The 19,168-nt window shown below is 68.7% G+C and carries 16 protein-coding genes and 1 pseudogene; 5 read left to right on the top strand and 12 right to left on the bottom strand.

All coding sequences use genetic code 11. From position 1 onward, the window contains the following. Positions 1 to 602 precede the first annotated feature (602 nt). Positions 603 to 806 carry a hypothetical protein gene (locus WT60_RS34475; RefSeq protein WP_038744802.1) on the top strand — a complete coding sequence of 68 codons (204 nt, stop codon included), beginning with the start codon at positions 603 to 605 and terminating at the stop codon, positions 804 to 806. Positions 807 to 986: 180 nt separating this feature from the next. Here WT60_RS34475 and WT60_RS13440 read toward each other — a convergent pair whose 3' ends face one another. From WT60_RS13440 to WT60_RS13385, 7 genes and pseudogenes are all read right to left on the bottom strand, one after another. Next, positions 987 to 1,811, bottom strand: coding sequence for an ABC transporter permease (locus WT60_RS13440; protein ID WP_059575350.1), 825 nt, complete (start codon positions 1,809 to 1,811; stop codon positions 987 to 989). Positions 1,812 to 1,863: 52 nt separating this feature from the next. After that, positions 1,864 to 2,925, bottom strand: coding sequence for an ABC transporter substrate-binding protein (locus WT60_RS13435; protein ID WP_059575352.1), 1,062 nt, complete (start codon positions 2,923 to 2,925; stop codon positions 1,864 to 1,866). Positions 2,926 to 3,146: 221 nt separating this feature from the next. Next, complete coding sequence (locus tag WT60_RS13430) at positions 3,147 to 4,175, bottom strand: LacI family DNA-binding transcriptional regulator (protein WP_038744805.1); 1,029 nt, start codon at positions 4,173 to 4,175, stop codon at positions 3,147 to 3,149. Between the two features lie 779 nt (positions 4,176 to 4,954). Further along, positions 4,955 to 5,071: pseudogene (locus tag WT60_RS13420) on the bottom strand (AraC family transcriptional regulator); the annotation flags it as partial. Positions 5,072 to 5,292: 221 nt separating this feature from the next. Beyond that, a complete protein-coding gene (locus WT60_RS13410) occupies positions 5,293 to 5,562 on the bottom strand; it encodes a hypothetical protein (protein WP_038744839.1) in 270 nt (89 codons plus the stop codon). Between the two features lie 788 nt (positions 5,563 to 6,350). Next, positions 6,351 to 7,478: a hypothetical protein gene (locus WT60_RS13395; protein ID WP_060356782.1), complete on the bottom strand. Its 1,128-nt coding sequence runs from the start codon at positions 7,476 to 7,478 to the stop codon at positions 6,351 to 6,353. A 666-nt stretch (positions 7,479 to 8,144) separates the two neighbouring features. Further along, positions 8,145 to 9,545, bottom strand: coding sequence for a GGDEF domain-containing protein (locus WT60_RS13385; protein WP_038744840.1), 1,401 nt, complete (start codon positions 9,543 to 9,545; stop codon positions 8,145 to 8,147). 673 nt (positions 9,546 to 10,218) lie between these two features. On the opposite strand from WT60_RS13385, the gene WT60_RS13380 reads away from it, so the two are divergent. After that, positions 10,219 to 10,821 carry a DUF1326 domain-containing protein gene (locus WT60_RS13380; RefSeq protein WP_038744841.1) on the top strand — a complete coding sequence of 201 codons (603 nt, stop codon included), beginning with the start codon at positions 10,219 to 10,221 and terminating at the stop codon, positions 10,819 to 10,821. 48 nt (positions 10,822 to 10,869) lie between these two features. Next, positions 10,870 to 11,664, top strand: coding sequence for a DUF2182 domain-containing protein (locus WT60_RS13375; RefSeq protein ID WP_060356783.1), 795 nt, complete (start codon positions 10,870 to 10,872; stop codon positions 11,662 to 11,664). A gap of 222 nt (positions 11,665 to 11,886) precedes the next feature. On the opposite strand, the gene WT60_RS13370 is transcribed toward WT60_RS13375, so the two are convergent. Then, positions 11,887 to 12,525 (bottom strand): FMN-binding negative transcriptional regulator, encoded by a 639-nt coding sequence (locus WT60_RS13370; protein ID WP_060356784.1) that lies wholly within the window; start codon positions 12,523 to 12,525, stop codon positions 11,887 to 11,889. Between the two features lie 119 nt (positions 12,526 to 12,644). On the opposite strand from WT60_RS13370, the gene WT60_RS34470 reads away from it, so the two are divergent. Then, positions 12,645 to 12,794, top strand: a complete 150-nt coding sequence (locus WT60_RS34470) for a hypothetical protein (RefSeq protein WP_186448593.1) — start codon at positions 12,645 to 12,647, stop codon at positions 12,792 to 12,794. Between the two features lie 342 nt (positions 12,795 to 13,136). On the opposite strand, the gene WT60_RS13365 is transcribed toward WT60_RS34470, so the two are convergent. The 3 genes from WT60_RS13365 to WT60_RS13355 all read right to left on the bottom strand — a co-directional run bounded on the left by WT60_RS13365 (position 13,137) and on the right by WT60_RS13355 (position 16,287). Next, the gene (locus WT60_RS13365; protein ID WP_060356785.1) at positions 13,137 to 14,468 is read right to left on the bottom strand and encodes a carotenoid oxygenase family protein; all 1,332 of its coding nucleotides are present in this window, start codon (positions 14,466 to 14,468) and stop codon (positions 13,137 to 13,139) included. 17 nt (positions 14,469 to 14,485) lie between these two features. After that, on the bottom strand, positions 14,486 to 15,190 hold the full coding sequence (locus WT60_RS13360; protein WP_059581010.1) for a DUF2239 family protein: 705 nt from the start codon (positions 15,188 to 15,190) through the stop codon (positions 14,486 to 14,488). 197 nt (positions 15,191 to 15,387) lie between these two features. Further along, positions 15,388 to 16,287 (bottom strand): LysR family transcriptional regulator, encoded by a 900-nt coding sequence (locus WT60_RS13355; protein WP_060356786.1) that lies wholly within the window; start codon positions 16,285 to 16,287, stop codon positions 15,388 to 15,390. Between the two features lie 249 nt (positions 16,288 to 16,536). On the opposite strand from WT60_RS13355, the gene WT60_RS13350 reads away from it, so the two are divergent. Continuing rightward, the gene (locus tag WT60_RS13350) at positions 16,537 to 17,310 is read left to right on the top strand and encodes an SDR family oxidoreductase (RefSeq protein ID WP_059581003.1); all 774 of its coding nucleotides are present in this window, start codon (positions 16,537 to 16,539) and stop codon (positions 17,308 to 17,310) included. 313 nt (positions 17,311 to 17,623) lie between these two features. Here WT60_RS13350 and WT60_RS13345 read toward each other — a convergent pair whose 3' ends face one another. Then, positions 17,624 to 19,027: a DUF2242 domain-containing protein gene (locus WT60_RS13345; RefSeq protein ID WP_060356787.1), complete on the bottom strand. Its 1,404-nt coding sequence runs from the start codon at positions 19,025 to 19,027 to the stop codon at positions 17,624 to 17,626. Between the last annotated feature and the right edge of the window lie 141 nt (positions 19,028 to 19,168).

The raw sequence follows: 19,168 nt of genomic DNA, 5'->3' as shown, positions 1-19,168 counted from the left end.
GAGCCGGACAGACGATGGGCGCGCTGTGCGCACGCCAAGCGCATGCCGAGAGCAGACCCAGCGCAGACCAAGCGCACGCGATGCCCGCTTGCACGATCGATTGAACGCGCATCGCGGCGCGACAGTTTTAAACGTTTGAACGAAGAGCGGGGGCGCGACCCGTGCCGCATTCGTCGAATGTGGCGAGCGCGGCGATTCGAGGCTGGGCCTCCGCCGTGCCGCCGCCGCGTCGAATCACGCGAGCGAAACGAGAGCGAAGTGCGAGCGAAACGTGCGCGAGCCGTTTCGAAGCGCATGCGAAGCGCGACAGGGAAGCGCAGGCGCGCGCGACCGCCGCAACGCCCGCGCGCATCGCCGGGAACGACGCCGAGCAATCCGTCTAATTGCCGGTTCCCCCGATGTCGCCGCGCATGCCGTTACGCTATATTGAATCGCCGAATGGTGTTGAGGACTCCGGGCAAACGGGCCGAGCACCAGGCGCGTCGTACGACGGCATGCTTCGGCCGGCGTGTCATGCGGCACGTTGCGGGGCGATTGTTGATGACCAGGAACGAGAGTGGCGACCCCGCTCTTTTTTGTTGTCTACGAGGAGGGAGTAATCGATGCAAACGATATCGATGGAGCAATGCCGGCGCATTCACGGCGGCGATAACCTGATCAACGGCACGTTCAATCTGCTGGGCGGCACGTTCACGATCAACAGCAGCGCGTTGAGCACGCTGCTCACCAATGCCAATACGCTCGTCGTCAATGCGAACAACTGGTTGACCAACCCGAAGGGGCAATTGTCGTCGGCGAAGGCGTAAGCGCCGGCGCGACGCGCGGCCGACGCCCGCATCCGGGCTCGCGGCCGCGGCGCGTCGATCCGACCCGGCCGGCAAGGACGCGCTTTCCCGGCGTCCCGATTCGAGCGGTCCGGCGTCGGATCTTCTTTCCCTCCCTTTCCTTTCCATTGCAGCGACGATTCGTTCGCCGTCGCGCCCGCTTCACGCGGAAGCCGCCGTCGCCTGCCCCGTCAGGTTGCGCGCGAGCGCAAGCACCGCCCACGTGACGATTCCGAGCAAGATCGACAAACCGGCCGCCGTCGCGATGTTCGCGTTCAGCGTGAACTCGGTGTAGATCGTCATCGGCAGCACGTCGAGATCGGTCGCGAGCGTGAACGCGGTGCCGAACGCGCCCATCGCGGTCGCGAAGCAGATCGCGCCCGCGGCGACCAGGCCCGGCGCGAGCGCGGGCAGCACGATGTCGCGCAGCACGTGCCACGGCGAAGCGCCGAGCGAGCGCGCGGCTTCCTCGAGCGACGGGTCGAGCTTCGACGCCGCGGCGATCACGGTGACGATCACGCGCGGAATCGAGAAGTACAGATAGCCGACGAACAGGCCCGCGACCGAATACGCGAACACCCAGCGATCGCCGATGAACCGTTGCGACAGCATGCCGATCAAGCCCTGCCGTCCGGCGAGCATGATCACCATGAAGCCGACGACGACGCCCGGAAATGCGAGCGGAAACGTGAGCAGCGCGATCAGCGTGCGCTTGCCCGCGAATTCGCGCCGCGCGAGCAGCAGGCCCGAGATCGTCGACAGCGCGAGCGTCGCGAGCGTGACGGCGGCGGACAGCGCGACCGTCGACGCGAGACTCTTCATGTAGCGCGCGTTCGACAGCAGCGCGGCATAGGCGTCGACGAACGCGCCGTCCGCCGACACCCGCACGAGCGAGACCATCGGCAGCAGCCAGAACGCGACGAACACGGCGAGCGCGGGCGCGACGAGCGCGATGCGCCAACGCGACGGGAACGTGAGATCGGACATCGTGATATCGACTCGTGCGGACAGGGGGAGAGCGGCGCGGCGCGCCGCACGTTCATTGCATCACTTGCAGATACTGCTTGCCGAACGCCTGCTGGCCGGCCGCGAGCTTGCCGAAATCGACGCTCTTCGCGCGCGCGTATTCGCTCGCGGGCAGGAATTTCGCGGCGACGTCGGCCGTGAGCGCCGGCGCGCGCACCGGGCGCAGATATGCGTTCGCCCACAGCTTCTGGCCTTCGTCGGACAGCACGAAGTCGAGCACCTTCTTGCCGTTCGCGTCGTGCGGCGCGCCTTTCACGAGGCTCATCACGTACGGCACCGCGATCGTGCCTTCCTTCGGAATCACGAATTCGACGTTCGCGTGGTCCTTGTATTTCGCGCGATACGCGTCGAAGTCGTAGTCGAGCAGGATCGGGATTTCGCCCGACAGCACGCGCGCGTACGCGGTCTGCTTCGGCACGATCGGCTGGTTCGCCTTCAGCTTGCGGAACCAGTCGAGCGCGGGCTGGAAGTTCTCGAAGCCGCCGCCGAGCGCCTCGTTCACCGCGACCGCGCCCGCGTAGCCGACGAACGCGCTCGACGGATCGAGATAGCCGACCATGCCCTTGTACTCGGGCTTCAGCAGATCGGCCCACGAGCGCGGCACCGGCTTGCCGTCGAGCGCGTCCTTGTTGACGAAGAAGCCGAGCGTGCCCGAATGGATCGCGAACCAGTAGCCCTGCGGGTCCTTCAGGTTGGCGGGGATATCGTTCCAGTGCGCGGGCCGGTACGGCGCGGTCACGCCCTTGTCCTTCGCCTGGAACGCCGACGACACGCCGAGATAGACGACGTCCGCGACGGGGCTCTTCTGCTCGGCGATGAGCTGCGCGATCGCCTGGCCCGAGTTCTTGTTGTCGAACGGCACGCGGATGCCGGTCTTCTGCTTGATCGCGGCGATCTGCGAAGCCCAGTCGGCCCATTCGGGCGGGCAGTTGTAGCAGATCGCGGTGTCTTGCGCGTGCGCGGCGCGCGCGCCGAGCGACAGCGCGAGCGACGCGAGCGGGATGAGCGCGGCGGCGCACGCGCGACGCACGGCGGCGAGCGGCGAGCGCGGGAAGAAAGAGCGGCGGACGGTCACGGCAGGTCTCCTTGGGCGGGCGAAACGAATGAAGTCAGGGCGGGTTCGATGCGCATCGACGGCGGGGGCGAGGCGAACGCGGCGCGAATCCGGCACGAATCCGAAGCGAGAGGGGAACGAACCCGACGCGAATCGGGCGCGAACTCGGCACGAATCCAGAACAAATCTGGAACGAATCCGACGCGAATCGGGCGCGAACGCGGCGCGCGTTCGGCGCGCATTCATACGGCTCGCCGCGGCATGCGCGCATCGCGCGGCGGCGCGACGGTCGCGCCTTCGCGCACCGTGTGCGGCAGCGTGAGCCACGGCTGCGCGTGACGCTCGCCGGCGATGCGTTCGGCAAGACGCCGCCACGCGGCGCGGCCGATCTCGCGATTCGGCGTCGCGACGCTCGCGAGCGGCGGCGCGAGCAGCGCGCCGACCGCGAGGCCGTCGAAGCCGAGCACCGACATGTCGTCGGGCACGGCGAGGCGCGCATCGCGCAGGCCGCGCATCACGACCATCGCGAGCCAGTCGTTGCTGCAAAAAAGCGCGGTCGGCCGCGTCGCGCGCGCGCTCAGATGCGCGAGCATCGCGTGCGGCAGCGTCGGCGCGTTGAAGTCGATTTCGAGCGCGGGCAGCGGCTCGAGCCCGTGCTCGTCGAGCGCCTGCGCGTAGCCGCGCACGCGCAGCCGCGCGCGGTCCGACGCGTCGAGCGAGCCCGCGAGCATCAGCACGCGCCGATGGCCTCGCTCGATCAGCATCCGCACGCCGTCGTACGCGGCGCGGCGATTGTCGACCGCGACCGACGGGCGATGCGGCGTGTCGTTGTGCATCAGCACGTAGAGCGGGCCGTCGCGGTCGAGCTCGTCGAGGAGCGGATGCGCGTCGGCGTCGGCGACGGTCAGCATCAGGCCTTCGACGCGCTGCGCGCGCAGCGTCTCGATCGCGTGGCGCTCGCGTGCGGCGTCGTATTCGGTCGACATCACGATCAGCTTGAAGCCGGCGCGCGTCGCGAGCTCGTCGACGCCTTGCAGGCATTCGGCGAAGACGGGGTTCGACAGCGTCGGCAGCACGACGCCGATCAGTTGCGTGCGGTCGCTGCGCAATTGCCGGCCGAGCGGGTTCGGGCGAAAGCGCAGCGTGCCGATCGCGGCGCGGATGCGTTCGAGCGTCGCGGGATTGACCGTGTGCGGCGCGTTGATCGCGCGCGACACGGTCGCGATCGACACGCCGGCGAGCGCGGCGACGTCTTTGATGGTCGGCGTCATGAAGCGTGTGGCGGATGCGTGTAAACGTTTTCGTCGTCGGGATTATCGGCGGCGTCGATGAAGAACTGATGACGCAGGGGCAGGGCCGTTCGTCGAGCGATCGATCGCCGGCGTTGACGCGTTGGCGGCGGCGGATTCGAGGCGAACCGCGGCGATGAGCGGTGCGCCGACGGGCCGCCGCGGGCCAGGCTATCGAGGGGCGAAAGCGTATTGGGGAGGGCGCAGCGGTGGTAGAATGCGGTCCGCCCTTGCCGGGGTGATGAAATTGGTAAACATAGCGGACTTAAACGATTGAGTGCCCGGCCGGAAACGGCCGGTGCAGAACCCTTCAAATTCGGCGAAACCCCTGGCGCGCGATGCGCCGAGGCAACGCCGAGCCAAGCCCGAAGCGGTCGCGAAAGCGGCGGCGGGGAAGGTGTAGAGACTAGACGGGGGGCGCCTAAGGCGCACGAGCGGCAGCAACGCTCGCGCGCGACGGCGAAGGCATAGTCCAGCGCACGAACGGCGCCGCGCGGCGCCGGCTTCGAAAGAAGCAGTGTGACGAAAATCCGCCGCCTTGATTGGCTTGCCGGTTCGAGTCCGGTCCCCGGCACCATCCCGCCTTTGGGCGGCACCGAGTTCGCCCGCCGCGCCTCGAAACCGCAGAAGCGTTTGCCGGTCGTCTTCGTTCCCGCGAGCGCAAGCGGCCGCACGATGGCCGAATCGAACCCATTCTGCGCGAGACTCGCGGCCGGAGACCGGATGCGGCGGCGCAGCCCAGGTCCCGTGCCTCATTTCTCTTACGCGCCGCGCGGCTCGCGCACGCCTTTGCCCAAGCGCCTGCGCAGCGGCGTGCGCAACGTGACGCTGTCCGCGTAGCCGACCTGCTCGGCGATGCGCTCCACGGGGCACTCGCTTCACGGCGTGGCCGATGGGCTGCGGGCGCGCAACCCGGGGCTTCTCGTCGTCGCCGCGGAGCCGGCTGAGTCGGCGGTGCTGTCCGGCGGGCCGAAAGGCTCGCATCGGATCGAAGGCATCGGCATCGGCTTGCCGCCGCGCGATGTCGAATCCACGTATCGAATCGCCGCTGCCGTGAAAATGCGGTGTCCCGTCGCGATGCGGGACCGGCAGCCGACGATCAATCCGACGTCCGCATGCGCGCCGTGGGCGCGCGGGATGCGGGGTCGCGCGCCGAGCGGCGGATCTTGCCGAACTCGGCTTCGGGCAGGATGCGCATGATCGACGACATTGCATCCTGCACGCGCGTGCTCGCCAGTTCCAGCTCGAGGCACGCCTGTCCGGTTTTGTTGTCGATGACCGCCGTGTAGATGTCGAGCGCGGAGCCGAGCACCCGATGCAGCTCGCGCCGCACGGTGGTCAGATTGTCGGTGCCGACGCGTATCGACATCAGGACGCGATAGTCCGCCTGCGCGGTGCGCGGGCGAATCGGCGCGGATCGATCATGAACGGTCGCGCGCGATGCGTGGAAGGCAGGCAGGGCGATCGAATCGGAATGGAATCTGAGCGGCTTCATGCGTTGGCCCCCGCGCCGCGGTGCGGCTCGAGTCGCGGAGATCTCGTCTGGAACATGAAGGGCATTCTAGAAAGCGGCGCGAAGATTCGGCGTATAGAGTCCGTGGTGCGACGCAAAAAATGCGTAAACCGCGTGGAGCGTCACGATGTTCGATGCATCGAAGATCGAAGTTTGAAGCTCGATGCTCAATGCTCAATGCGCGAGACACGAGACACGAGACACGCGAGATGCGAGATGCGAGATGCGAGATGCGACACGCGAGATGCGATGCGGACGGGCGGCGCGTCGTGCGTGCGGCCGCAGCTCGATGTCGATGATCCGCTCGGCGATCGCGCAAATCGACACCGCCGCCTCGGCGGCGGCGTCGCTCGTGGACGCCACGCCGGCGCGAGCACACGCACGGCGAGACGAGCCTCGGCCACGCGTCGTTCGGCGCGCCAGATCCTGCGGACGCTGCGAGCCGACGATGCGTCGCGTCGGTGAGCGATGCCGTGGCCGGAAGCCGGAGGCGGCGCTGAAGCCCGATGGGCGGGGCGACGGACGCATCGCCCGTCGTGTGAAGCGGCGACCGTTCGCGGAGGCGGGCCCCGATCGCCGCCGCCGCCGAATCGAGACGAACGGCGACGCACTTGCTGCGGCAAACGATTCCGCCGGGGCGTCCGTCAAACGAACTCGAACGTGCGTTCCCGGCGTGGCCGGGCGCGCCCGCGCGATTCGCCCGCTCGCAGGTCGCCGACAGCATCGTCGACGACGCGCACCGCGCGCCCGCTCCGCGGCTCGAGCCGCAACGAGCCGAGGCGCGTGACGCGTCCGGGTTCGGGCAGCCAGAACGCGTCGTCGGACACCTTCGCCTCGAGCGGCGCGGGCGTCGCCTTTGCATCGTGCAACGAGCCGCTCGCATAGCCTTTTCCGCGCCATTTGCGCAGCACGCGGTCGATTTGCGCGGCGAGCGCCTGTACTCGATTCGTGTGCAAATCGCGCTCGTCGACGCTCAATGCGACGGCGATCACGATGTCGTCGATGTCGTGCGACACGAAAATGCTTTGGCCGCACATGCCGCCCGCCGCGTCCGCGATCGCGTGCACGTCGTCCTGCAATTCGATATGCGCTTCGCGCCAGGCGTCGATGCCGACCTTCGGCGCGCCGCCGTTGCCGTTCGATTTCGCGCCGCACGGCCGGGGGCGATGAAACGAAAGCGTGACGATCGAGGGCGGGCGCACCTCGTCGTACAGCAGGAAGTAGTAGGCGGCGGACAGGGCGGCGATCGGCACCGCGAAGAGCGCGACCGCCCCGATCGCGCCTTCGGACGCATAGGCCGCGATCGCGACAGCGAGCGCCGGAACCGCGAAGGCGAGGAATTTGCCGACGAGCAGGCCGAGCGCGAAGGGCAGTGCGTAGACGACGGGGCGGTCGCGGCGGTTGAGCCAAACGCCGCGCGCCGGCCGTTTCAGGATGCGATGGAGCACGAGCGCCACGAGCGTCGCGATGAGCGCCGCGCCGGTATAGGCGAAGGGCCTCGAATTGGCGAGCGACATCAGTTCGGACATCACGTCGAGCGCGACGCCATGCCCGACTTGCTCCGGCAGCAGCGCTCGGTAATGCCGCACGAACGCGCCTGTCAGATGATAGGCCGCGTAAGCGGATGCACCCGTGGGGACGAGCCAGTCGACGAACCAGCGCTTGGCCCAGCCGAATCGGCCCGTCTCCAGTTTCGGCAGCGGCATTCGCAGATGACGGCGGATGAAAACGGAGAGTCCGGTGCGCTGCGTCGGTCGGTCGGAATGGTTCATCGTTGGAATCGGTTGTTGTCGTGATGGCCGGCGAATGCGGCGAAGCGCCCGCGCGTCGTCGGTCAGGCGGCCCGACAAGGTTATCGGCACCGTGCGCAGGAACTGAATGGCGCGTCGCGCCGCGCGGACCGGCGAACCTATCCGGACTTGCTTCGTCGGCTCGATGCCGCCGTCAACCGAATGCGGCCGCCCGTTCGTCTTGGTCATGCCCGCGAAGCCGCCGATCGCGAATCCGGCGGCGGGCCGAACGCCGGTCGGCGCGGGGCCGCGTCGTGTCGCGTGATGGGGGATCGCCGCGTCGGATCGCTTGTCGCGTGCGTGGCGGCGAGCGTTTTCCGGCTGGGGGCGGATGTCCGATCGTCCTCTCCGGCATGAGCCCTTTCGACCGGATCGCGTTGCGGCGACGATCCGCAGGCGATTCGTGGTCTCGAAGAGTCCGTCGCTTGCCATTCATCGCCCGCTGGCCGTCGCTCATCGCCGACCATCCACCGCCGACCGCCGACCGCCCACCGCCCACCGCCCACCGCCCACCGCCCACCGCCCACCGCCCACCGCCCACCATCCACCATCCACCATCCACCATCCACCATCCACCATCCACCGCCCGCCATCCACCGCCGCGCCGAAGCGATCGCGTTGCGCGGCTCGGCCTTTTCGTCCCGCCGCCTACGAAGCGACGACGCGATTGCGGCCTTCGTTTTTCGCGCGATAGAGCAGCTTGTCGGCGGCGCTGAGGATCTCGTCGACGGTGTCGCCGTCGCGCCCGTATTGCGACACGCCGATGCTCACGGTCACGGGCGTGTGCTTGCCGTCGATGCCGAACGGCGTGTTTGCGATCGTCGTGCGCACGCGCTCCGCGATGCCGCTCGCCGTGTCGGCGAGCATCCGCGGCAGCAGCACCATGAACTCCTCGCCGCCGACGCGCGCGATGTGATCGTAAGGGCGGATCGCGGCGAGGCATTGGCGGACGAAATTGCGCAGCACGACGTCGCCGACCTGATGGCCGTAGTTGTCGTTGATCTTCTTGAAGTTGTCGAGATCGAGCGCGAGCAGCGAAAACGCGGTGCCGTCGCGCTTCGCGCGCGCGATTTCCACGTGCATCTGCTCGATGAACTTGCGCCGGTTCGACGCGCCTGTGAGCGGATCGGTGGTCGCGAGATGCTCGAGTTTCTGATTGGTCCGCTTGAGCTCCTGCAGCGCGCCCTCGGTGCGCGCCATCGATTCGGCGAGCCGCGCCATCAGGTCCTGCTGGCTGTAGACGGTCGCGAACGAGCGGGTCGTCGTGAGCGCCTGGACGACGCCGAAGCTCAGCGTGAAGAAGCCGGTCGCGAAGATGACGTGCGCGAGCCACCACATGTGGTTCCACGGCTTGCCGAGAATGAACGCGATCGACGACAGCGCGAACGACGTCACCGAGACGCCGTAGATGAGCATCAGCGGCGTGCGGATGCGCCGCACGAGCAGGAGCGCCACATTGACGAGCGACACGATCATCGCGCCGCCTTCCATCGACACGCGCGTCCACAGATTGCCCGCGATCGGCGAATAGGCGATCGTCGCGACGACGACGCAGACGGCGACGTAGCCGGCGACCCACGGCAGCCACACCGATAGCTGGGTGCGCTGCTCGGGCGCCTCGGTATCCTTGAAGTACGACAACTGCCCGACGAACAGCAGGATCGACATCACGAGGCGCGACGCGGGCCCGTACAGCAGGAACAGCCAGATGTTCCGATGCGCCATGCCGGTGAACGCGCCGTGCAGCGAGTAGATCACCGCGAAGCCGAGGAAGCCGAGCGTGAGCCAGCGCAGCAGCGGCTCGCCCGACGACAGATAGCAGCGCCACGTCACATAGGTGACGAACAGGCCCTCGAGCGTCGCGGCGGCGATCGCCAGTTCGTGAAACTGGTGGTTTTCGAAGATGAGATGCGGATCGATGAAGCGCCACACATAGACGATCAGCACCCCGGGGACGAGCGCGAAGCCGATCAGCAGGCACGCGGCGTAGATCCGGGCGATCGTGCCGATTACGCGCGACGATTCATGGGCGGTGAAGACGGTGCTCACGGTGGCCTCCGCAATGCTGTTCTGTATCCCGAAGTGGGCAATCAGCACGGAGCGTCGCCCGGCGAATCGCCGTCGCGTCGGGTCTCGCGCTGCCTCGTTTCGTCATGCGTCGTTCGTTTGTCTGACGAGAGTATAGGCGGCGGCTTTCGTTTGACAATACGGCCGGACCGGTTTCATGCACTCGCACGGGTAGCCGAAGCGGCGGATTGTTCAGCTTTGTGGCGCAGACGCGAGCCGCGAAATTGGTGATGAAACATTCGCATGCGGCGGGCCGCGAAGTTCACGGGGATGCCCGCCGCGCGAAATCGGTGCGGACGTCGCATGGTTGCGCGTCGCGCCGCATTGCCCGAATGGGGCGTTCCGTTGCCGGCAACGGGCGTGTGCGTCCGGCGCGGCGCGCATCGAAGCGGGCTCGACATTGCGCATCCGGGGCGCGTCGCGGGCATTGGTCGCGATGGTCGCGTCACATCGCATTGCATCGCATCGCATCGACGAAGCGTTCGACGAAGTGCGTTTGGCGTTCGGCGTTCGGCGTCCGGCGTGACGCGCATCGGCATTCCGTCTGCCTAGGGTTTTCATATGTCGCGAGCGGACCGCCGCATCGAATCAACGTGAATATAGTTAAGTGTTGGACCGGCTCGAATCCGGTGTGTTCGTCGCGGTGGAGGTCATCATGAGCTACAGCCTGGAGGGACGCATACTGGAGGTATGCGATTGCAAGGTGCTTTGCCCGTGCTGGATCGGAGAGGACCCCGACAACGGCACGTGTCGGGCGACGGTCGCCTACCACTACGACGAGGGCAAGGTCGACGACGTGGACGTGTCCGGGCTGACGGTCGCGTTCGCCGCGTTCGTTCCGGGCAACATTCTGCAGGGCAATTGGCGGGTGATCATCTTCATCGACGCGCGCGCGACCGACGCGCAATTCGATGCGCTCGCGAGCGTCTATCGCGGCGAACGCGGCGGGCCGCTCGCCGATTTCTCGAAGCTCTTCGGCGACGTCGTCGCGATCGAGCGGGCGGCGATCGATTTCGACGTGCGCGACGGCAGGGGCACGCTGAAGGTGGGCGACACCACGTACGCGGAGCTCGAGCCCTACCTCGGGCCCACCGGCGAGCCGACGAAGCTCGTCGAAAGCATTTTTTCGACGATTCCCGGATCGCCCGCGTTCGTCGGCAAGGCGGGCACGTTCCGCATGCACGCGCAGAAGCTCGGCATCGAGCTCGATCTGAGCGGGCAGAACGCAATTCAGGGCTTCTTCACGTTCCATTCGTGACACGCGGGCGCACGAGCGCCGGCCTGCGCTATCCGGGCGCGCATTGCGATGAGCGCGATCTCGTCGCGTCGCGTGTTCGTGCCGCTCGCGATCGCGTCGATCGCCGCGGCGTGGATCACGTTGTGGATGTGGGATGACAGCCCGTACGCGCGTTTTCTTCATCACGTCGACTGGTCCGAGACGAATCTCGCCGGGTTGTGCCGGCTGATTCCGGCGGGGAACGTGGTCGTGCCCGCGCTGCTGCATGTCGCCGCATGGCTGCTGATGATCGTCGCGATGATGTTGCCGACCGCGCTGCCGCTGCTGCGCACGTTCGAGCGTCTGACGGCCGCGCGGCCGGACCGCAACCGCCTGATGCTGCTCGTGGTGCTCGGCTACCTCGCCGCGTGGAGCGCGTTCGGGCTGGCCGTCCATGCAGGCGACGCCGGCCTGCACGCGCTCGCGCGACGCACGCCGTGGCTCGCATGGCATGGATGGCTCGTCGGCGCGACCGTGCTCGCGCTCGCGGGCGCGTATCAGCTCAGTCCGCTCAAGTATCGCTGTCTCGACAAGTGCCGCTCGCCGCTGATGTTCGTGAGCGAGCAGTGGCGGGGCGGCAATCCGCGGCGCGAGAGCTTCGTGCTCGGCGTGCGGCACGGCGTTTTCTGCGTCGGGTGCTGCTGGATGCTGATGTGTCTGATGTTTGCGGTGGGCGCGGGCAGCATCGGCTGGATGCTGGCGATCGGCACGGCGATGTCGATCGAGAAGAACCTGCCGCACGGCCGGCGTTTGAGCGCGCCGCTCGGCGTTGCGTTGCTCGGGTGGGCGGCGTGGATCGGGGCGGCGGGGTGGCTGCCGCTTTGAGCGGCGGGGGCGGCCGCCGCTCGAAACGCCGCGGCCGTCGATTCCGGAGGAACGCTGCGTGAGACGCGCCGCGATTCTCCGCGAGTGCGGAATGGAGGCGCGGGAAAATGGCAGGCGCGCGGCCGGCCGTCGACGCGCGGAGGGCGAGCGCGGCGCCGCTCGCGGCGGCGACGTTCCGGATACCGAATGAACCGTGCGCCGCGCGCGCCGACGCCGATTTCGCTACTCCGGCTTATCGTCCGCCCGCGCGAGCATCATGTCGCCGATCGCATCGTTGCCGCGCGCCTTCAGCGCTTCGCCCGCGCCGCGGATGTCGCGGGCCTCCTTGTTCTGCCCGAGCTTCCATTTGCCGACGAGCCGCGTGATATCGATCTGCAAGCCGACGATCGAGCGCAGCATCGTGTCGATGTAGTCCTTCGGCGCGTCGCCCATCTTCCACGGCTCGGGCTGCGCCGCCTCGTGCGTGCGCGTGAGGCGCGCGACCACGCCGCGTACGAACGGTTCGTCGTCGCGAATGGCGATCCGTCCGTGCGCGTGGACGACGACGTAGTTCCACGTCGGAACCTGCCGGTGGAATGCGTGCTTGCTCGGATACCAGCTCGGCGAGATGTACGCGTCGCCCGCCCGGAACACGACGAGAACCTCGTCGCTGCTCGACACGTCCCGCCACAGCGGATTCGCGCGCGCGACGTGCGCGCGCAGCGTGCCGAGCGTTCCTTCGCCGGGCGCGAGCTCGAACGGAAGATGGTTCGCGTCGAGTCCGCCCGCTCCGTGCGTGATCAACGTGCCGAACGGGTGCCGGGCGATCAGCGCGTGCATGACTTCCGTGCGGCGCTCTTCGAAGTGGTCGGGGACGTACATGGCGGCTCCAGGGTCCGGCTGCGTTTGCGCAGCGCGTCGAAGTTGGGGGGACGCGGCGATTGTCGCGCCAAACGGATTGATTCTGTAGAGCCAGTTCGAAGAATTTCGGGTGGGCCGGAATGGCGGCGAGAATCTCGAGGGTCGCGAGGATCGTCGAGGCTCCGTCGATCGGCGCGCTCGACCGGCTCGCCGGCAAGCCGAGCCGGCAATTGGTGCAGGCGCTGCGGGATGCGATCCGCAGGGGCGGAATGAAGCCGGGCGATGCGTAGCGGCAGCCGTAGCCGCAGCCGCTACTGCTACTGCTACTGCTACTGCCGCTACCGCTGCCGCTGCCGTTGCCGTTGCCGTTGCCGCTGCCGTTGCCGCAGCCGCAGCCGCTCGCGTCCTCGCTGCGGTTTGCGTGCGGGGCGTCGTCGACGCATACGGGCAACAGGTCGCGCAGGGGGAGGCTGGAGCCGCCCGGCCGCGCGTCGGCACCCGGCTGCGTGCGCTGCGCCCGTCGTCATGGGGCATCGAGCCGCGTGCGAACGACGCGCATCCGCCCGCGCCCCGTTCGCGCGACGGCCCGCGCGGCGGCCGCATCGCCGCCGCTCGACCGATCGGGCGGTTGCTCAGCCGTCGCTCGCCACCCACGCGCCGTGAAAGCCGGCCGGAATGCGCCGCGGCAGATGCACGGTCGCGACCGGTTCGCCGTCGACGGCCCGGCCGTCGAGGATCACGACGTCGCTCGTATCCGTTGCATGGCGGTACACGCAGACGAGCACCCAGCCGTCGTCCTCGTCGGTCGCGCCCGGACGCGGGACGAACACGGGCTCGCTGTTCTGGTCGCCCGGCGGCACGCGGTAGCGCTGGATCGAGCCGCCGTCGACGTCGTAGCGCGCGACGCCGCGCAGCGCTACGTGGCTCGGCTGCTCCGCCGCATACAGGTACCGATGGCGGCGGCCGGTGCGGCTTTCGTTGATCCGCGGCAGCTCGATGCCGGCGTCGTCGAGCGGCTGTTCGGCGACGATCCCGGTGTCGAGGTCGATCACGTAGCGCCACAGCACGCCGCACGGATTGTCGTCGAATGCGCGCCCGCCGCGCGCGACGCGCAGGAACCACGGATAGCGGACGACGTCGAGCACGATCGCCGAACGGTCGAGGTCGTACGCGTTGACGACGTGCTGGATGAAGCACGGCGTCACGTCGAACCAGCGCACGTCGCCGCCGTGGCGCGGCACGACGCCGATGCGCGCGCCGCGCTCGTCGTGCCAGCGCAGCGGCATCCGGTGGCCGCGCGACAGCATCGAGAAGTCGTACGCGACGTTCAGATCAAAGACGATGCTGTGCGTCGCGGTGATCGCGATGTCGTGCATCATCGACGGCGCGGGCAATTCGATTTCGACGTCGACGGTTTGCTCGCCCGCCGCGTTTGCGACGCCGTAGCGCAGCCACGGCCTGTTCCAGTCGGCGCGAAACGCGATCAGCTCGCCCGTGCGCGGATCGATCTTCGGGTGCGCGTTCATGCCGTGCGCGAGCGCGGAATGACGGCGCGACGCGCCGATGCTCTCCAGCCCGGCCGTGATCGCGAGCGGCGCGCCGCCTTCGGCGAGCGCGAGGATCTCGCCCGCGTGAACGAGCACGTTGACGTTCGGATTCGTGTCGACGAGCGACGGCGCACGCTCCGGCGCGACCGCGTGTGCCCAGCGCCGCGTGCGCGCCCAGCGGTTCCGGTAGCGCGTCGCGCGGCCGTCGCGGAACGCCACCGCGTGCAGCATCGCGTCTTCCGGCCACCACGACAGCACGCCGCTGCCTTCGAAGCGGCCGCGCAGCGGGTTGGGGCCGTTGCGCACGAGCGCGCCGTTCAGCGCGCGCGGAATCGCGCCCGTCACGCGAAGGTCGAAGGCGTCGATCTCGTCGGCGACGGGCGCCAGTGCGCCCGCATTCAAGTCCAGGGTCTGCATGTGGGCTGGAAGCGGAATCAGCGTGCGGCGGGCGGCGGCGGCGCGTCGTCGTTCGACGACGCGAGCGCGATCGCGTGATCGCGCACGTCGGCGGGCCACGCGGCGATCAGCTCGCGCAGGCGCGCGCCGTCGTTCGCGAAGAGCGCGCGCGTCGCCTCCTCGAAACCGGGCATGTCGCCCGCGATCGCCGACATGAAGTGATACGCGCGCTCGTGCGCGCGGCGGCTGCGGTCCTTGTGCGCGTGCGTGCGCCGGGCGTCGTCGACGAGGCGGCGCAGCGCGACGGATGCGCCGCCCGGCTGCGTCGCGAGCCATTCCCAATGGCGCGGCAGCAGCGTGACTTCGCGCGCGACGACGCCGAGCTTCGGACGGCCGCGCCCGCGCGGCTCGTTCGCGAGGCCGCCGGGATCGGCCGCGTCGTCGGCCATGCCGTCGGCGTGGGCGCCTGAGGCGGCGTCGCGGGCCGTGCCGGCGCGTGTCGCGTCGGCCGGGGCGGCCGATGCCTCGGCCTGCGCGTAGCGCGCCGCGACTTCGTCGTCCGAGCCGCGCGTGTCGATGTCGATCGAGCGTCCGGCCGCGTTGTCGAAGATCAGGATCGCGCCGGCCACCGCGTCGTTCTCGACGGCCCGCTTGATCGCGAGCGCGACCGTCGACAACGGGCCCGCCGCGAGACGCCGGTAGCCGTCGAAGGCGATATGGGAAGAAAGGGGGGAAGTCGTCATCGCATGGGTCTCATTTGTCCGAGCAATGCGATATTTATACCCGGATATAAATTGATCGTCAATAATATCCGGGTAATATTTGTGGCCGAGCCGAGCCGAGCCGAGCCGGGCCGGCCCGCCGGCCGGCCGAGCGACGTCGAGCGCGTCGCTTGCCGCTTGCCGTTCGCCGCACCGATCGAAGGCGCGCGCGCTTTCGCCTACAGGATCTTCGCCTTCAGCAGCGCCTCCAGCCAGTCCGCGAACACCTGGACGCGCCGCGACAGATGTTGCCGATGCGGGTAGAGCAGCGTCATCGGCATCGGCGCCGCGCGATGATCGGGCAGCACTTCGACGAGCTCGCCCGCACGCAGATGCGCGTCGATGTCGTACGCGGGGATCTGGATGAGGCCGAGGCCCGACAGGCAGCACGCGATGTAGGCCTCCGCGCTGTTGACGGTCACGCGTCCCCGCAGCGCGAGCCGCCTGACGGTGTCGCCGTCGACCCATTCCCACGGCGCGATGCGCCCGTTCGCGGGCGACGCGTAATTGATCGGCTGATGGCGTTCGAGATCGGCGGGCGTGCGCGGCACGCCGTGGCGCGCTAGATACGCGGGGCTCGCGACGTTGATGAGCGGCAAGTCGCCGATCGCGCGCGCGACGAGCCCCGAGTCGCTCAGCGCGCCGACGCGCAGCGCGCAGTCGACGCGCTCCTCGATCAGGTTCACCGCGCGATCGGTGACGCCGAGATCGACGCTGATCTGCGGATACCGGTCGAGAAACTCGGGCAGCGCGGGCGCGACGATCAGGCGCCCGATCCGGCCCGGCATGTCGACGCGCAGCGTGCCGCTCGGCCCGACGATCGAATGGCGGAACAGATTCTCGGTCTCCTCGACGTCGGCGATGAGGCGAAGGCAGCGCTCGTAGAGCGCGGCGCCGTCCTGCGTCGGCGTCACCTTGCGGGTCGTCCGGTTCAGCAGCCGCGCGCCGACGCGGCCTTCGAGCTCCTGGATCGCCGCGGATACCGACGAGCGCGGCATGCCGAGCGTATCGGCCGCGCGCGTGAAGTTCGCGCATTCGACGACGCGTGCGAACACGCGAAAAAGATCAATGCGGTCCATCGGCGTGGGCGCGGCGAAGCGCGGCGGGCGGCCCGTGCTCCTTGTCGGAGGCGGCGGCCGGTGTGGACACGGGCGTGGATTCGGGCGGGGTCATCGTCGCGGGATCAATGTGCGCGAGCCGACTATTCGTCGGAATTTCTGACAGGTGATGTCAGAAGTGTCGGCTTTATGTGGATTTTCTGGACTATATCATCCGAAGGCATGCGAGGCCGTATCGGACGGCCTCGCGCGAAGAAACGGAGAGCCACCATGGCAGACCACGGCATCAAGGGCAAAACCGCCATCATCGCGGGCGGCGCGAAGAATCTCGGCGGGCTGATCGCGCGCGATCTCGCCGCGCAAGGCGCGAAGGCGGTCGCGATCCACTACAACAGCGCGCGCACGAAAGCCGACGCGGAAGCGACCGTCGCCGCGGTGAAGGCGGCGGGCGCGCAGGCGGTCGCGCTGCAGGCCGACCTGACGACGGCGGGCGCCGTCGAGAAGCTGTTCGCCGATGCGGTGGCCGCGCTCGGCCGTCCGGACATCGCGATCAACACGGTCGGCAAGGTGCTGAAGAAGCCGTTCGTCGAGATCACCGAGGCCGAATACGACGAGATGGCGGCCGTCAACGCGAAGTCGGCGTTCTTCTTCCTGAAGGAAGCGGGCAGGCACGTGAACGACAACGGCAAGATCGTCACGCTCGTGACGTCGCTGCTCGGCGCGTTCACGCCGTTCTACGCGGCCTATGCGGGGATGAAGGCGCCCGTCGAGCACTTCACGCGCGCGGCGGCGAAGGAATTCGGCGCGCGCGGCATCTCGGTGACGGCGGTCGGCCCTGGCCCGATGGACACGCCGTTCTTCTATCCGGCCGAAGGCGCGGATGCGGTCGCGTATCACAAGACGGCCGCGGCGCTGTCGCCGTTCTCGAGGACGGGCCTGACCGACATCGAGGACGTCGTGCCGTTCATTCGCCATCTCGTCAGCGACGGGTGGTGGATCACGGGGCAGACGATTCTGATCAACGGCGGGTATACGGTGAAGTAAGCGGCGAAGTAAGCGGTGAAGGGAGCGGTGAAGGGAGCGGTGAAGGGAGCGGTGAAACAGGCGACGAGATAAGCGGCGAAGTGAGCCGCGAAGGGAGCGCCGAAGCCGCATGCCTGCGACGAGGGCGACGCGGGCGACGAGGGCGACGAGGGCGACAAGAGCGGCAAGAGCGACAAGAGCGACAAGAGCGACGCCACGGCGCAGGCTGCGAGCCGGGTTGCCGGCGGTCGATGGCGACGCGCCTCGGGGCCGATGCGTCAGGTGCGGTGAGCGACATGCGGCGTGCGGCGTGCGGGCCCGACGGGTAGCGCGATCAGCGCGCGTCGACGCCGTTTGCGTTGGATTGCGTTGCGGCTTCGGTTGTCGCGGCGTTCGCCGTCGCGGGCGCCGATGCCGACGCTGTAGTGGTCGTCGCTGCTGTCACCGCTGCGGCCGTTGCCGCCGTCGTTGTCGGCGTGGGAGCGAGCGTGGCTGTCGGAGAGGCCGCCTGCGCGGCATTCGCCGGGGGCTGCGCGCCGGGCGACGGCGTCGATAGCGGCATCAGCGGCATCAGCGGCGGCGGCGCGACGGGCAGCGGCGCATCGAGCGATGCCGATGTCGCCGGTTGCCGCGCGGGTCGATACGCCGGTCGATACGCCGGTTGATGCGCGGACGCGACCGGCGCCGTCGGCGGCGCGATCGACGACGGGTGGCTCGTCTCAGGCGTCGAGGCCGGCGCGGATGCCGGCGCTGGCGCGGACGACGGCGAAGGTGAAGGTGAAGGTGAAGGTGAAGGTGAAGGTGAAGGCGAAGGCGAGGACGACGGCGAGGAAGCCGGTGCGGGGGCCGATGCCGGCGCGGGCGATGCCGTTGGCGTAGATGCGGCCGCCGCAGGTGCCGAAGCGGATGCCGAAGACAAAGACGACGAAGACGAAGACGCTGACGCAGCGGACGCCGGCGCGGGTTTCTGCGCCGGCGCGGATGCGGCGGCGGGTGCTGCCGATGCGGATGCCGCCGCCGAAGCCGCCGAAGCGCCGTCGGCCTCGGCCGGATGCACGGGCTGCACGGGCTGCGCGGGCGGCGTCGGCACGGCGGGGGTCTTCATCTTCATCGGCGCGCCTTCGGCCGTTTCCTCCGGCTCCGGCAGCGGCGCGACGCGCTCCTTCTCGGCCGCCTTGACGGCGGCCTTGTCGCGCCGCGTCGGGTCGATCTTCAGGAAATGGTCGACGAGATTGAAGAAGCGCTCGTAGAACACGCCGGCCGGAATGGTTTCGCTCGCGATCTTGACCATCGCGTCGTCGCTCGAGCCGATCGGCAGCGACAGCGAGCCGAACACGCTCAGGCCGACGCTCGCCGACGTATTGCTCTTCTTCAGCGAGTAGCGATCCTGCACGGCGTTCACGTACGCGATGCTCGACGTGCCGTCTGCGTCCGCGTCCGCGCAGACGACGTGGAATTCGATGACGACGTGCGAATCGTTGCTCGGCTGGAAGTTCTTGCTGCCTTCGATCGCATCCGCGCGCGTCGCGCTTGCCATGTAGCCCTGGCTCAACAGCGCGCGGCGCGCGGCTTCGCACGTCGCGGCCGATTTTTCGTGGAATGTGCGCGCGTAAGGGCTCGCGGTCGCGTCGAATTGTTCTTGCTGATACAGCGGCTTCGGCGCGGACGAGCAGGCGGACAGCACGGTCGCGATCGCAACGGCGGACGGAACGAGGAACGGTCGGAATCGGTTGTGCATGGCGTAATTCGAAGTGGCCGGCCACGTGCGGCGCGCCGCGGCCCGCGCGCACGCGCGGACGGGGCGCTGCCGATCGGCGCGGCCGCGCGTGCGAGCCGCGGCGGCGATCCGAGCGGCCTTCCGCGCGCCGATCAGGTTGAC

The organism is Burkholderia sp. MSMB617WGS (genome assembly GCF_001532025.2).
Taxonomy (GTDB): Bacteria; Pseudomonadota; Gammaproteobacteria; order Burkholderiales; family Burkholderiaceae; genus Burkholderia; species Burkholderia savannae.
Note: the sequence above shows the minus strand (reverse complement) of the source record. Positions and strands in the feature narration are given on the sequence as shown.